Annotated in this window: 15 protein-coding genes and 2 pseudogenes; 9 read left to right on the forward strand and 8 right to left on the reverse strand. The window is 64.5% G+C overall.

The window, feature by feature from the left end; genetic code table 11:
- The 4 genes from ACESNG_RS21730 to ACESNG_RS21745 form a co-directional block, all read left to right on the forward strand.
- Positions 1–663 (forward strand): glycosyltransferase family 2 protein (locus ACESNG_RS21730; RefSeq protein ID WP_373058557.1); only part of this gene is annotated, 663 nt, incomplete at its 5' end.
- The gene (locus ACESNG_RS21735) at positions 660–1,466 is read left to right on the forward strand and encodes a hypothetical protein (protein ID WP_373058555.1); all 807 of its coding nucleotides are present in this window, start codon (positions 660–662) and stop codon (positions 1,464–1,466) included. The genes ACESNG_RS21730 and ACESNG_RS21735, both read left to right, overlap by 4 nt.
- Entirely contained in the window at positions 1,463–2,671 is a 1,209-nt protein-coding gene (locus ACESNG_RS21740; RefSeq protein ID WP_373058553.1) for a hypothetical protein, read from the forward strand. The genes ACESNG_RS21735 and ACESNG_RS21740 overlap by 4 nt, the downstream gene beginning before the upstream one ends.
- The gene (locus ACESNG_RS21745; RefSeq protein ID WP_373058551.1) at positions 2,672–4,021 is read left to right on the forward strand and encodes a cation:proton antiporter; all 1,350 of its coding nucleotides are present in this window, start codon (positions 2,672–2,674) and stop codon (positions 4,019–4,021) included. It abuts the gene before it with no gap.
- Here the strand turns inward: ACESNG_RS21745 and ACESNG_RS21750 are convergent.
- Complete coding sequence (locus ACESNG_RS21750; protein ID WP_373070831.1) at positions 3,960–5,438, reverse strand: glycoside hydrolase family 1 protein; 1,479 nt, start codon at positions 5,436–5,438, stop codon at positions 3,960–3,962. The two genes, ACESNG_RS21745 and ACESNG_RS21750, sit on opposite strands and share 62 nt — an antisense overlap.
- Positions 5,435–7,222, reverse strand: a complete 1,788-nt coding sequence (locus ACESNG_RS21755; protein WP_373070833.1) for a murein L,D-transpeptidase — start codon at positions 7,220–7,222, stop codon at positions 5,435–5,437. The genes ACESNG_RS21750 and ACESNG_RS21755 overlap by 4 nt, the downstream gene beginning before the upstream one ends.
- Positions 7,223–7,567: 345 nt before the next feature.
- Between ACESNG_RS21755 and ACESNG_RS21760 the strand changes: the two are divergent.
- Positions 7,568–8,236, forward strand: a pseudogene (locus tag ACESNG_RS21760) (mechanosensitive ion channel family protein); the annotation flags it as partial.
- On the opposite strand, the pseudogene ACESNG_RS21765 reads toward ACESNG_RS21760, so the two are convergent.
- Together ACESNG_RS21765 and ACESNG_RS21770 are read right to left on the reverse strand one after the other, a co-directional pair.
- Positions 8,190–8,582, reverse strand: a pseudogene (locus ACESNG_RS21765) (YhjD/YihY/BrkB family envelope integrity protein); the annotation flags it as partial. The pseudogenes ACESNG_RS21760 and ACESNG_RS21765 sit on opposite strands and share 47 nt — an antisense overlap.
- Entirely contained in the window at positions 8,522–8,770 is a 249-nt protein-coding gene (locus tag ACESNG_RS21770) for a YhjD/YihY/BrkB family envelope integrity protein (protein ID WP_373058678.1), read from the reverse strand. The pseudogene ACESNG_RS21765 and the gene ACESNG_RS21770, both read right to left, overlap by 61 nt.
- Before the next feature lie 341 nt (positions 8,771–9,111).
- Here ACESNG_RS21770 and ACESNG_RS21775 point away from each other — a divergent pair, with 341 nt between their 5' ends.
- The 3 genes from ACESNG_RS21775 to ACESNG_RS21785 all read left to right on the forward strand — a co-directional run bounded on the left by ACESNG_RS21775 (position 9,112) and on the right by ACESNG_RS21785 (position 10,503).
- Positions 9,112–9,729 (forward strand): hypothetical protein, encoded by a 618-nt coding sequence (locus ACESNG_RS21775; protein WP_373058680.1) that lies wholly within the window; start codon positions 9,112–9,114, stop codon positions 9,727–9,729.
- Between the two features lie 73 nt (positions 9,730–9,802).
- Positions 9,803–10,018, forward strand: a complete 216-nt coding sequence (locus tag ACESNG_RS21780) for a hypothetical protein (protein WP_373058682.1) — start codon at positions 9,803–9,805, stop codon at positions 10,016–10,018.
- On the forward strand, positions 10,018–10,503 hold the full coding sequence (locus ACESNG_RS21785; RefSeq protein ID WP_373058684.1) for a hypothetical protein: 486 nt from the start codon (positions 10,018–10,020) through the stop codon (positions 10,501–10,503). Before ACESNG_RS21780 ends, ACESNG_RS21785 begins: the two co-directional genes overlap by 1 nt.
- Positions 10,504–10,666: 163 nt before the next feature.
- On the opposite strand, the gene ACESNG_RS21790 is transcribed toward ACESNG_RS21785, so the two are convergent.
- Positions 10,667–10,870, reverse strand: coding sequence for a hypothetical protein (locus ACESNG_RS21790; protein WP_373058686.1), 204 nt, complete (start codon positions 10,868–10,870; stop codon positions 10,667–10,669).
- Positions 10,871–11,068: 198 nt separating this feature from the next.
- Here ACESNG_RS21790 and ACESNG_RS21795 point away from each other — a divergent pair, with 198 nt between their 5' ends.
- The gene (locus tag ACESNG_RS21795) at positions 11,069–11,824 is read left to right on the forward strand and encodes an SDR family NAD(P)-dependent oxidoreductase (RefSeq protein WP_373070835.1); all 756 of its coding nucleotides are present in this window, start codon (positions 11,069–11,071) and stop codon (positions 11,822–11,824) included.
- Positions 11,825–11,992: 168 nt separating this feature from the next.
- Here the strand turns inward: ACESNG_RS21795 and ACESNG_RS21800 are convergent, their stop codons facing one another.
- From ACESNG_RS21800 to ACESNG_RS21810, 3 genes are all read right to left on the reverse strand, one after another.
- Positions 11,993–13,150 carry an FAD-dependent oxidoreductase gene (locus ACESNG_RS21800; protein ID WP_373058690.1) on the reverse strand — a complete coding sequence of 386 codons (1,158 nt, stop codon included), beginning with the start codon at positions 13,148–13,150 and terminating at the stop codon, positions 11,993–11,995.
- Positions 13,147–13,734: a peptide-methionine (S)-S-oxide reductase MsrA gene (gene msrA, locus ACESNG_RS21805; protein WP_373070837.1), complete on the reverse strand. Its 588-nt coding sequence runs from the start codon at positions 13,732–13,734 to the stop codon at positions 13,147–13,149. The genes ACESNG_RS21800 and msrA overlap by 4 nt, the downstream gene beginning before the upstream one ends.
- 156 nt (positions 13,735–13,890) lie before the next feature.
- A partial coding sequence (locus tag ACESNG_RS21810; RefSeq protein WP_373070839.1) for a peptide-methionine (R)-S-oxide reductase occupies positions 13,891–14,029 on the reverse strand: 139 nt, incomplete at its 5' end.

Genomic DNA, 14,029 nt, shown 5'->3' on the forward strand with positions numbered 1-14,029 from the left:
TATCGCCGGCTCTTCGCCGACATCGGTGGTTTCAACCCGAGACGCCAGTTCTGGGGCGAGTGGACGGAGCTCAACCTGCGTATGTGGCGTCATGGATTCCCCACAGGATATGCCATGGACGGCGCGTTCCTCCGGCACTGGCACAAGGCGCCGGAGTCGCCGACGCGCAACATGGCTGGCCGCGAGCAGCATGTGCTCTGGGGCCTCATCTGCACCGCGCTGGAGTACGATGCCGTCAGCGTCAATGAGGCGACGGAAACCTTCTGGCGGCTCGCGCAGGATCGCTATCTCGCCTACTCGTTCGGCGAGCAGCCGACACCCCGCCAGCTCCTGACGAGCGTGCTGCAGTTGATGCCACGGCTCTCTTCGGAGTTTCCGGCGATCCATGCCTTTGCGCAGGAGGCACACCGGCACCGGTTTCACTTCAAACCGTTCGAGCCGCTCACGGTCGAGCAGGTGGGCACGGTGCTCGCATATGCCGAGCAGGCGGTGTTCGCGTATCGTCCTGACCTGCTGCGCACTACGGACTCGACGCCGGCAGGATGGTGGAGCCGTATACGCCGCCGCCTCGCCAAACCGACGATGTCCGAAAAGCAGCCCAGGCCGACCGAACCGGCGACGGTGGCCGAGACAGCGTCAGAGACATCCGACCAAGAGGGATGATGCCACCGCGAGGGAGGCCGTCACGTTTTGGCGTTCTACGTGCTGCGCTGGCCTGTACACTGCTCGCCTGCTCGGGCGACGCGGAGCGCGCGCGTGAGGCCGATTCCATCAAGGTGCTTGCCGCACAGTCCGACAGCCTCGGGTCGCCGGCACCGTTGGCGAGTGATGCCACGCTGGTGATGCACGTGACACCGGCCTTCGTGGACGCGCTGCGCGCCGTGACCGACAGCTTCGCCTCCCGCGAGGCGGTCCGCATAGTCCTCACGTCGCAGGGGGAAAGCACGAGCACGGAGACGACGACGTTGGTGATCGCGCCAGAGGCGGATCTCGTGGTGGTCAGCGCACGTCTGCTGCCACACTTGCCGAATGACTCCAAGTCGTGGTGGTTGCCATTTGCCGAGTCGGCCCGGGACACGGTGGCGTTAGCCGCGGATAGCACCCGGCGCGTCGACAGTGGGAGCACGCCGAGTCGCACAAGCCGCAGGGCAACTGGGCGACGCGCTGACCGTGTGCGTGCCGACAGCGTCCGGCGCGCCGTGTTGCGACGGGACAGCGTTCGCGCAGACAGCGCCCGCACGCTCGTGCTCACTATTCCCGCGAATGCACCCAACCACGGCGTGGCCGAACGCTTTGTACGCTATCTGCTGACCAACGGACGAGTGACTCTGCTTCAATCCGGCGTGCGCGTGCTTCCACACCTCGTGGTACGCGGCAATGGCGCGCCTCCGGGAATCCGGGCCGTAGTCGACACCGTCGTTCCGCGCGACAACGCCGATCCCATCGACGCCAGGCCGCCCCAGTGAGCGCGGGACTCGCGCTCGTTCTGCTCGCCATTGGTGCCTACCTTGCCGCGCACGTCGCATTCGACTGGATCGGACGTCGGTTGCTGATCGTGTCGGGTGCCGAGTACGTGCTGCTGGGCATCCTGCTTGGTCCACAGGTCGCGGGGGTCCTGAGCAGCGACATGCTCGAGAGCTTCGCGCCGATTACCGCGCTCGCATTGGGATGGATGGGTGCGATCATCGGCAGTCGCTTCATGCTCACGAGCATGGTGCGCGTGCCCGGCGTGACGTGGCGCATTGCCTTCGCCGAATCCATCCTCACTCTGTGCATCGTGTGTGGCTTAGAGCTCGTGCTGATCCGCTGGCTGTTTGGCCTTTCCACGACGCGCGCACTCGGGCCGTCACTCGCCCTCGGCGCTTTCGCCTGCGCGAGCGCCGTGCACGGCATCGAGTTCGCGGTGCGGCGCTACGGTGGACGTGGGCCAGTGGCTGCGCAATTGCGAGCGACCGCCGGCACGAACCTCTTTGTGGCGGTCGTGACGTTCGGCATTCTGCTCGCCGCCAGTCATCCCGCTGACCGGTTCACCTCGCGTCCACTCACGCCCACGGAGTGGACCGTCATCACCGTCGCCATTGGCGTCGTTGGCGGCGCGCTGTTCCATCTGCTGCTCGGCAACGAGGATCGCGTCGACCGGCTATTCATCTCGCTGGCGGGCATGCTCACCCTCGTCAGTGGCGCCGCGACATACCTGCGGTTGTCACCGGTGATGGCGTCGATGTTCTTCGGTGCGATGCTGGCCAACACCTCGAAGCAGCACGCGGAGATCCGCAGTGCGCTGAAGCGCGTGGAGCGCCCGCTGTATTTTGCACTGCTCATCTTCGCTGGTGCCACGTGGCGACCCAGCGCCCAGAGTGCGTGGCTGCTACCGGTGCTGGTCTTTCTGGTGGCGCGGGGGGTGGCCAAGGTGGGCGGCGCTCGACTGGTCACGCGCGCGAACGACATGCTGCCCGTGCTCGGCCCCGACTGGGGGCGTGCGCTGCTGGGCCAGGGCGGCATCGTGATGGCGCTGGCCGTCAGCTACCTGTACCAAGACACGCTCGCGCTGCCAAACGTCGTCTTCACCGCCGCCGTCGTGTCGGTCGTGCTCACCGACCTCTTGTCGGGCCGGCTCGCCGCGTCGGTGCTGGTGCCCGCGAAAGCCAGCGCGCTCGCCGAGGTGCGCTGAGTGCGGCGCATCATCATTCTCGCGTTACTGCTGGCGGGCATGCAGCTCATCCTGCCGCTGGGTGCCAGCGGCTACGGTGGACAGTGGCTCCTCTCGTTCGGCTTTCTGGTCGTCGCTGCGGACACGGTGGGTCGGCTCGTCGTACCGATCGGACTTCCGGCGATTGTCGGACATCTTGCCGCGGGTGTGATTTTCGGTCCGCAGGTGATCGGCACGTTGAGTACCGATGCAGCTCGGCAACTGGCGCCCGTGAGCTCGCTCGCGATTGCGCTGATCGCCTTCCTCGCCGGCGCGGAGCTGCGGTGGAGCGAGCTCAAGGAACGCGGCGTGCTGCTGCTCAAGATTCTCGCCACTGAGATGACGCTGGTATTGGTGGCCATCACCGCGCTGCTGCTGGGCATGCGGGAGTTCGTGCCGTTTCTGGCAAACAGCCCGACGATGACGGTGCTGGCCATGAGTCTCCTATTCGCATCCATTGCCGTCGTCCACTCACCGGCGGTCACCATCGCCTTGCTATCGGAGACGCGAGCCAACGGGCCCGTTGCACGCACGACGCTCGGCGTGGTACTGCTCTCCGATGTCGTCGTCATTCTGCTCTTCGCCGGCGTGCTCGCATTCGCCCGGGCGGTGGTACCACCGGCGGCCTCCAGCAGTACGTTCTCGTTGCTTGGCGTGTTCTGGGAGATTGGCGGCGCCGTCCTGATTGGTGGTTTGCTGGGCGGCGGCATCGCGTTGTATCTCCGCTTCGTGCGTCGTGAGCTGTTCCTGTTCGTGATTCTCGTCGCGTTCTTCGGCAGCGAGATCACGCAGCTGGCGCATGTGGAGACGCTGCTCGCCATGCTCATTGCCGGCTTCGTCGCGGAGAACGTCTCGCCGCACGCACTCGGTGATGCACTTCGGCATGCCATCGAACGGTCGGCGGCGCCGGTGTTCGTGGTGTTCTTCGCGCTCGCCGGGGCGGCGCTCGATCTCGGCGCGGTGGCAGATCTCTGGTTCGTGGTGCTACCCCTCGTAGCCGTGCGGAGTGTGGCCATCTGGGCCGGCACGGGGCTTGGCGCCCGGTGGGGCAAGGCGTCGCAGCCGGAGCGTCAATGGACCTGGATGGGGCTCGTGTCGCAGGCGGGGGTCGCCATCGGGCTGGCGACCGTCGCTGCGGAAGCGTATCCCGAGCGCGGCGAGGCGATCCGCGCGCTCTTCCTTGCAATGCTCGCCGTGAACCAGACGCTGGGCCCCATCTTGTTCCGCTTCGCGCTCTCGCGTGCGGGGGAGCTGAACGCTGCGGCAACCGTCACGCCTGACGTTGCCGCGCCGCCTGACAGAGCGTCCGATACCACGCTCCGGACGACTTGAGCGTGCGCCGCTGCGTCGCGTAGTCGACGTGCACCAGCCCGAATCGCGGCCGGTAGCCGGAAGCCCACTCGAAGTTGTCGAACAGGCTCCAGGCGTGATAACTCTTCACGTCGGCGCCACCGGCGATGGCGTCTGCCACCGCGGCAAGATGATCCTGGTGGTAGGTGATGCGTGCGGTGTCGCGTACCACCCCATCCGCATCCGGAACGTCGGCGAATGCACATCCACTCTCGCACACCTCGATGGGGATGGGGCCATACCGTTCCGTAAGCAGGAGCAACGCGTCACGGAGCGCGTTGGGCCAGATCTCCCAGCCCATCTCCGTGCGCGCCCCATGATCGCGTCCAAACGCGTTCTCGATGCGCAGGCCGGTTCCATACGGGTTCCCATACGGGTTCTCATGCGGGTCGGTTGCGCGTCGTCCGCTGAAGTCGCCGTGTCCGCCCGTGGTCCGGGCATCGTTGCGAATACTGAAGAGGAAGAACGGGAGGTTGGGCCGCTCACCGCCGGCGCTCACGACGAGGCGGTAATAGCAGTTGACGCCGATGAAGTCGAGGGGCACACGCATACGGCGCTCGTCGCCGGGCTCCTGGCCCAAGACGTTCTCCGGCACGGACTCGAGAAACTCGGCGGGATGCGTTCCGTGAAAGAGCGGGTCGAGAAACAGCCGGTTGAACAGCGCGTCGGCATATACGGCAGCTTCCCGGTCAGCAGGGGTGTCCACCGCTGGCTCGCATGGCGCGAGCGCGAACACCGAGCCGACGCGCGCCTGTGGACGCACGGCCTTGATGGCATGAAACCCATCGCCGTGTGCGAGCGACACCGTGTGCACCGCCCGTAGGAAATCACCAAGGTCGCGCTTGCCCGGCGCGTATCGCCCGAGCAGGTAGCCGCGTGAGGTGAAGATGAACGACTCGTTGAAAAGCGCCCAATCCTGCACACGGTCACCGAGCGCCGTCGCCATCAGGGCGGCATAGTCGGCGAAGCGCGTCGCGGTATCGCGCGCCGGCCAGCCACCCGCGTCTTCCAGCGCCTGCGGCAGATCCCAGTGGTACAACGTGGGAAAGGGACGTATGCCGACGCGCAGTAGCTCGTCCACCAATCGGTCGTAGAACGCCATGCCTTTTGCGTTCGCGGGTCCCTTGCCCGTTGGTTGAATACGTGGCCAACCGATGGAGAAACGGTAACTGCTGACGCCCATGTCGCGAAGCAAGGCGACGTCCTCAGGCATTCGGTGATAATGATCGCATGCCACAGCTGCGCTTTCACCACGCTCCACGGCGCCCGGAGTTTCGCAGAACGTGTCCCAGATGGAGCGACCCCTGCCATCGGCGTCGATGGCGCCTTCGATCTGATATGCGGAGGTGGCGACCCCGAACTTGAAATGCGGTGGGAATGCTGCAGCGTCAACGATCATTCGAAGTCGTGCTCGAGTCGTGAAGCAGAATGGGACGGAATCTGAACCATCCTCGAGTGCAGCTGTTCAGGAGCGCCCATGGCACGCACCAGCGCATCATCCCGGTCGTAGATGTCGTTGGCGAAGTGCAGCATACCATTTCGAACGTACGTCGTGAAGTACACGATGTACACCGGCAGCTTGTGTTCGAGATTCACGCGATGATCGTCCCCACTGCTCGTCATCGCTTCGCGCACGCGGTCGATGTCCCACCCTTGCGGCCCGAGCACGAACTGCGCGAGCTGGTCGGGATGCTCCACGCGGATGCACCCATGACTGAACGCCCGTACGGGCTCCACGAACAACGCCTGCGCCGGCGTGTCGTGCAGGTAGATGGCATGATCGTTGGGGAAAATGAACTTCACCCGGCCGAGCGCGTTGCCCAACGCCGGCTTCTGGCGCACGAATGTGCCCCAGGTCGCGTGCACCACCTCGTAGCCGTTCCGCTGAAAGTAGCTCGGGTCGTTCTGCTGCTTCGGCCAAAGCTCACGGCTCGCGATGCCTTGCGGCACGTTCCAGTAGGGACGGAAGACCACGTAGGACATCGAGTCGCTGAACACGGGTGTGCTGCGGCCACCGTATTCTGCACCGACGATGACATTCATCGACAGTGCCTCACGCCCGGCATCGTAGGCGCGCAGACGGAACGCGGGAACGTTGACGACCACGAAGCGATTGCCGCGCTCGCGCGGAAGCCAGCGGTGGCGTTCGAGATTTGCCGCGATCTGGCGCATCCGAAATTCGGCTGGGCGATTGAGCGACAGCAGCGTGTTCGGTCCCACGACACTGTCGACTGTGAGCCCATGACGCTGCTGGTACGCCGCGACCGCGACCGCGAGCGCGAGATCGTAGACCGCCGGCCCACTGGGGCCGCGCGCGATGACGGTCTCGCTTCGCAGCGCGGGTGGAGCCGTGTCGGCCGGCACCAGCGGCACTAAGGGCGTGTAGCCCTCGGCGTGCAAGCGTCCGAGCAGCGCGCCCAGCACGTGTGACGTGGCGGTGTCCCCGGGATGCAACACGCGGCGCGTCGATACCTGCGTCCATCCTCCCGACGCGACGAGCTGCCGGTATCGCGCGAGCTCCTGCAGGAGGATCACGTACTCGGGATCCCGAGGCTGGAGCGCTGCGATGGCGTCCGAAAGCACCTCTTGGTGGAGCATACTGGCCAAGACGCTGTCGACGTCTACGCTCCGTGAGTCGATATGCCACTCCCGGTTTACCGAACGCGGATCGATCTGTCCGATGAGCAGGTCCGTCGCATACGCGACGAACGAAGCGGTGAGCAGGACATCGGCGCGCGCCTGCGTCGCGGTGGTGACTGCGCCGCCAGCACGCAGCGCCTCGAGCGCCGCGAGCAGCGAGGCGCTCCCATAGGCGTCGACACGAAGCGCATGATCGCCGGCCGCGGCCAACGCGTCCACCAGCGATGCGGTCCGTTGCCGAAATCGTAACGTGTCACCGGTACTGTCGATCCATACCGGTCGGTGACCGCCAGCGGTATAGATGCGTTCTACGCGTTTCCAGTCACCGCTGCGGTAGACCGCTGCATCCCGTCCCGCCGACAGGATCCGCTGTATCTCGGCTGAGAGGGAATCGACGCGAGGGAGTACTGATGCATCGAGTGAACCCACGGCGAATACTCGCCCGCCTTCGGGTCGTGTGCCGGCGAACGCGCTGGCGCCATCCCAAACCGTAGGCGCCAGCAGCAAGGCCGTGACCACATTGAGGCAACACACGATTCTCACGCGACGTCTCGTTAATATGACCGTCTCCACCCCACCTATCCTGATCGATGTCACGTGCGGCGGATGAGCCTGCTCAGAGGGCGCATACGCGGCAACCTTTCGGCGTGGAGCGCATACGAGCGGAATGCCATGCGAGCTTCACAGCGCACGATCGGTGCCATCCGCGCATCACATGATGCAGACAAAAATGTCACCTCGGTTGGCTCAAGCACCTGTGAGCGTACACTACACTGACGTATTGGTTCGAGCCCGGACCAACACAATATCGTCACGGCGACGTCGTCACCCGCATCATGGCAAACCGTACAGCGGATCGGCACTGACTTCCTCACGACCGTGCCTCGCCTCATCAGCACGATGGGCATTGGTGGCGTCGCGATCGGCATCGCCTTCAAGGACATTTTCCAGAACTTCCTCGCTAGCATTCTCATTCTCGTGACGCGTCCGTTCCGCGTGGGCGACCAGATCGGGTTCACGGAGTACGAAGGGACCGTCGAGGATATCCAGACCCGCGCCATGTTCATCAAGTCCTACGACGGGCGTCGCGCCATCATCCCGAATGGCGAGTTGTATACGAACTCGGTGCTCGTGAACAGCGCGTTTCCGCAGCGCCGCTGGGAATACGACGACGGTATCGGGTATGGCGACGTCACCGTCAACCTGCGTGCGCGTTGGTGGACCAGGTCGCAGAAGACGGACGGACTGAATGCGCAGGACCGTGTGCTCACGCGTGTGAAGCAGGCGCTGACGGAGGCGGATATCAACACGCCCTTCCCGACGCAGCAAATCCTCTTTCACGAACAGACCGAACGCATCGACGGCGACCGTCGCCGTCAGCGTGAAGGATGGCCCGCCGGTAGTGGCGAGGTGCGGGAGCCGCGCGCCGCACGCGCTCTACACCGCCCGACTCCAGCGTGGCAGCCAATTCGCTACCGACGAGCACCGCGAGCGCGGCAATGTAGAACCAGATCAGCAGGACGATCACGGCGCCGACCGCACCGTACACGCGGCTGAAGCGCGCGAAGTCGGCGATGTACATCCGGAAGAGCAGCGCGGCCACGATCCACAGCGCACTCGCAACGCTAGCGCCGACCAGCGTCTGCCGGCCCGATGCGAGCGCGTCTCCAGCGGGGAGAACTGAGTAGGCGATCCATGCGGTACCGGTGAGCAACAGAAAGTCCCATGGCCAACGCGCATAAGACAGAAACGCCCACAGTCTCCGATCTCGCCACCGTGCTTCGGTGGGTATGATTGCGGCGGCGCCCGGCGCAAAGAGAATAGCACAGACGGCCAGGACGCTCAGCGTGCCCGGACGGCGACGGTCGGTCCTTCGCGAATCAGGCTGCTGACGAATTGCCACGCGTGGTCCTGCACAGTCGCATGCACGGTGTGGGTGATACGACCGAAGGCGGATTCGCCACCCACGAGACCGGTCACGGTAAGTAGCACGAGCACAACCGGAAATAGCGACAGGAAGAAGTAGTAGGCCATCTTCGCGGCCTCGCCGGAGAGATCGTCGGCGCGAGCGTTGCGAAACGTCGCCTGCACGACCCGCCACATCTTGAACGAGAACGTTCACAGGGTCGCCGTGGTCGGGGTGAGCCTGTGCCCCAAGTTCGTCATGCCGCGCAGCGAGCGCCATTGCTGGATACCAGGTGCATCCAGCCTGCGCACATTGCACGCCATCGTCGCCCATGCGTCGCTCCGAAATGCTCGGCACAGATGTTGCTCCTCTTGCCGTTTGCGATGCAGGCGGGTTTCTGATACTCGCGCTTTCGCCGTTCAGACAATGCGCGCAAATGCCTTCCCACGCGCGCGAGTTTCTTCGGGCACCGGCGCAGTTCGGAAAGCGGAGCTGCGTCCCGCCAAGCGGGAGGAGGAGCAACGAGATGGCCGAGATTCGAGTAGAACGGAAGGAAGGCAAGGGGTGGTTGTGGGTGGTGCTCGCGCTGCTTGCCCTCGCGCTTCTGGCGTGGTGGTTCTTCGGCAGCCGCAATGACAGCACGGCGGTCGGTGCGTCCGACAGCACAAGCGAGCCCGCAGCCGTCACGGCGGAGCGCGGGGCGGCGGATGGTTTTCTCTCCTGGGTCGCTGCCAGTGACACGACGAACGCGGCTGCCGCTGGCGACCTGAGCCACGAATACACGGCCACCGGTGTCCGGCAGCTCGCGGGCGCCATCGCCTCTATCGCGCGGGGAGACTCGCTGGGGGGCAGTGACGTGAATGGACAGGTCAGCGCCCTCAACATGCTCGCGGACCGACTGCAGACGGAACCGCAGTCGCTCAAGCACGCCAACCTCGTCCACGCAGCGTTCGGCTCTGCGGCGCAGCTTCTCCTGGACGTGCAGCAGCGCAGCTTTCCGAACGCGAGCGCGCAGGTGGGTTCGGTGCGCCAAGCCGCCAATGCAATGAGCAAGGAGCGGCCTCTGCTGACGCAGCGTGCGGAGGTCAACCGGTTCTTTGCCAAGGCCGCCGATGCCGTTCGCGCGATGAGCGGTGGAGTTTGACCACGTCGCAGCCGCTACCGGCTCGACGTTGGGCAGCGCCGCACAGTCACCTTTCACTCGATGGGGAAAGCGCATGAGAGCCGATACCGACGCCGGCGAGCAGGACACGTCTCGAGGGAGCACGGCGGACGCCCACATGGAGACGGGACGCATGGCGACACTCGTGCGACCTGAAGATCTGGACAACTATGAAACCGCGAGCGGCGATCCCGATCCATCGTTTCTTCGCCAGCGCCGTGCCGGTCGTGATGATGTGCCGTACCTCGGGCGAAGGGAGCGGCGACACTAGTGGCGAATGACACCAAGCCCTCACCCGCAGTCGATACGCCGTCGCCTTCTCCGCACCGCTGGCGCTCGGCGTTCTGGATCGGGACGGCGGCCTTGCTCGGATTGGTCGCAGGCGTCCTACTGCAATACGCGCAGCTGGATCGCGCACGGCGGCAGGTCGCGGACACCTCGGCCGCCCTTCAGGCGGCCCGTCTCGAAGCGACGCTGAGCGCGGCGGTAATCGAAGCTCAGAGCGGCCGCTTCGAAGTCGCACGTCGGCATGCGAGCGACTTTTACACGGGGCTCCAGCGTCGGCTGCTTCCCGTCCTCAACGGCGCGCCGCAAGGAGATGTGCGGACCATGCTCGCCGAGCGCGATTCGATCATCACTTCGCTCGCGCGGAATGATCCTGCATCGCCAGGCACGCTCACGGGCGTGCTGGAACGGCTACGCGAGACGATCCATCGTGCCGCGCTCGATTCGTCGAACGTTCCGGGAGCACCCTGAGGCCGGGGAATCATACCGGCAACGTCGAGCTCGAGTGGAACACCAGCGCTCGCAGCGCCCGCATCACGAGTAGCGCGACTCCTCTCCAAACAAAACCGTGCACAACCTCGTCCATTCGAACTCTTCGCGTCGCAAATGATGAATGCCGCAGCTGCTCTGCGCACTAAGCGAGACGGGTACCGCTCTGATCGCCATCAATCACGCGGTCAAAGCGGCTCACTCGCGCGTCCACGCCAGAACCAGGAAGCGGTACGCCTGATCGACGGTAGAGGAAGCCGGCGATCGCCAACAGAATGATGATCAGCACTACCAGCACGTACTGGCTACGTCGCGGTCGGTCGACGCCGGGCCTCAGTTCTTCACGCATGTCAAGCCTCCGGGAGTGATACCAGTCGCGTGGCACGACAAGTGCCCATCCTGATCGCGCACGCACGTGGCGCACTAGCACGTCGCAACGCAAGACCGACGCCGCCGCAGGCCGCGCCGACGATCGCAAGCTCTCACCCGATTGCGGCCTCGGCGATTCAGGGCGGCGTTCCTTCTCACCTTTCTGCGGAGTAGGAGCATGGGCTCGTTCAATGACAAGGTTGCGCTCGTCACCGGCGGCGGATCGGGACTCGGTGAAGCTATCGCGACATCGCTGGCGGCCAAGGGCGCAAAGGTCGTACTCACGGACATCAACCTCGAAGGCGCCACGCGGGTGGCAAAGGCCATCGTAGAGGCCGGAGGCGTGGCGAGCGCAATCGCCCACGACGTCTCCAAACCGGAACAGTCAGAGCACGCTGTGCAACACGCCGTCACAATGTACGGTGCCCTGCACTACGCCATCAACAATGCCGGCATCGGCGGCGCACAGGCGCCAGTGGGCGAAACGGATCTCGCGGAATGGCATCGCGTCATCGACATCAATTTGAATGGTGTGCTCTATGGTATGCGATATCAAATTCCGGCAATGCTCGAAGCAGGCGCCGCGCACTGTGCAATTGTGAACATGGCATCCATTCACGGCACCGTGGCCGCGATCGGCAATGGGGCGTACACCGCCGCCAAGCACGGCGTTGTCGGGTTGACGAAAAACGCGGCCGCGGAATATGCCGGGCAGGGGCTGCGCATCAACTGCGTAGGTCCGGCGTATATCGATACACCGTTGCTGGGAGACTTGCCGGACGAGTTTCGCGCTGCGCTGATCGCTCGCCATCCGCTCGGACGTCTGGGCAGGCCCGACGAAGTGGCGCCCCTCGTCGCGTTCCTGCTGTCGGACGAAGCGTCGTTCATGACGGGCGGGTTCTACCTCATTGACGGAGGCTATACGTCGGTCTGATTCCGCTTGAAAGGCGAGACAACAGGGCCGACGCGCCGGACGGGATTGGAACGGAGCGCGTGAGCAGCGACGTTGACAGCGGTGCGGAAGCAAGTCAGCAGGCACTCCGGATAAAGGAGCTGCTCGAGAAGGATCGCAAGACATCCGAAGAGGGCGATCGTTACACAGTCATGAGCCTTGCCGATAGCGGTCGACGAATCGTGAATCGATAAACGACTTGAGCCAGAGCGCTGCGCGGCCGCGAAACACGTGTCCCTTCCATCGCATGATCGCGCGGCCATCGGCCGTGTCGAGTATGGAGAGGTAACTCGATTGCGGTTGATACGTCACCGCCCCACCATGGTTGTTGCCCGTCATGGCAGCGCGCAAATTCGCCGCGAGCACGGGCCCCTCGCGAACCGCGTACACACCCGCCTTGGGCACCCACGGAAAGTCTCGTAGTGCAACGCAATCGCCGGCCCCCCACACGGGCGCGCCGCTTATGGAGCGCAAGGTCGAATCCACTGCCCAGAAGTGGAGTGCATCTTTCGGCAACCCGCTGTTGCGCGTGAGTGCGACCGGTGCCGCCCCCCCGAGCCAGACGCTAACCGTTGACGGCACGAGTCGGCCGTCGGCGAGGAGCACTTCCGTTGCAGTAACCGATGTCGCCTTGGCACTCGTGAGTACGTCGACCGAACGGTTCCGCAACACGCGACCTGCCGTTCGCCCCATCGCGGATTCGAACTCGGGTAGTAAGTCTGGTTTGGCCTCGACTAATGTCACCGGAAGCGATACGCCTGCGGCATCGGCGCGAGCACGAATGGCAAACGCAATCTCCACCGCACCGCCACCGCCGCCGACAATAGCAACGGCGTCTGCTGCAGTGTCGCGTCGCTGCGCACGCGCAATGGCTTGGTCGATGGCCCCAGCGAGGGCCCTCGAGCGAGCGAGCGGACGCGCCGTGAAGGCGTGCGCGGCGAGGCCAGGTACGTCGCGCAGGCCCGACGGTTCGCTACCCACATCCGCCGACACCAGATCGCACTCGAGAACGTCACCATTCTCGAGCGTCACCGAACGCCCATCCGCAGCCACGGCGGCGGCGCATCCTTCCTGGAACGCTCCCCCCGCCGCACGCGTGAGCCAGTCGACATCGATGGTCAGCGCCGACTCCGTATAGGCGCCGCGCACAAAGCCCGGAATCATGCCGGTGTAGTGCGAATGCGCTGAAGGCGAGATCACAAGTATCTCGCCGCCTGTAAATCGACGCCGCGCGGCCAACCGCAGCACTTCGATGTGCGCGTGGCCTCCGCCAAGCAGGATTAGCCGACGGTGACGTTGCGCGGTCATTTGCCTGCTTCGTCTCCCCAGATCTCCTCGAGCCGTTTATCACGCCCGCAGCTGGCCCGATAGAACTTGTATCGCACTGGATTCTTCATGTAATAATCCTGGTGATATTCCTCGGCGGAATAGAAGCGCGTCGCCGCGACGATCTCGGTGGCGATTGGCTGCGAGAACCGCGCGGCAAGTGCTCGGAGCGATGTCTCGGCCGCTGTCGTCTGCAATGCAGTGCGCGGATAAATTCCGCTTCGGTATTGACTGCCACGGTCGCAGAATTGCTGGTTGCGTGCGAACGGGTCGATGTTACGCCAGAACACGTGCAGCAGACGATCGTATGTGACACGGGAAGGGTCGAACACCACCTGCATCGCTTCGGTGTGTCCGGTGCCACCGGCCGAAACCTGTTCGTACGTTGGGTTCACTACCGAACCGGAGGTGTAGCCGCTGGTGGTAGAGAGCACGCCATCGAGCTTGTCATACGGCGGCTCCATGCACCAAAAGCACCCGCCGGCGAAAATGGCCGTGTCGACCGCCGCGGGAGGCATCGTGCGGGAAGCAGGTTTTGCGGACATGCCGACAGACGATGCGTCCATCGCGATATCCGCAGTGGTGCCGGACGTCACGCTGGCCGAGGCACTTGTTTGCACCTCATCAGAGGGCGCACGTTCGGTGAACGTATCAGTGTCGCTCGGGCCGCAGCCGACCAGCGCGAGCGAGAGTGCGAACGGAACGAGAAGCAGTCGCATACGTCAGCCTCTCAATTCCGGAAGTTTCTCGCTTGTCTGCACGAATCGCAAGGCAATTCCGTTGTTGCAGTACCTCTTGCCGGTGGGCTTTGGGCCGTCGTCGAAAATGTGCCCCTGATGACCCCCACAACGCGCGCAGTGA

Origin of the sequence: Gemmatimonas sp. (assembly GCF_041689975.1) — a bacterium.
In the GTDB taxonomy this organism is placed as follows: Bacteria; Gemmatimonadota; Gemmatimonadetes; order Gemmatimonadales; family Gemmatimonadaceae; genus Gemmatimonas.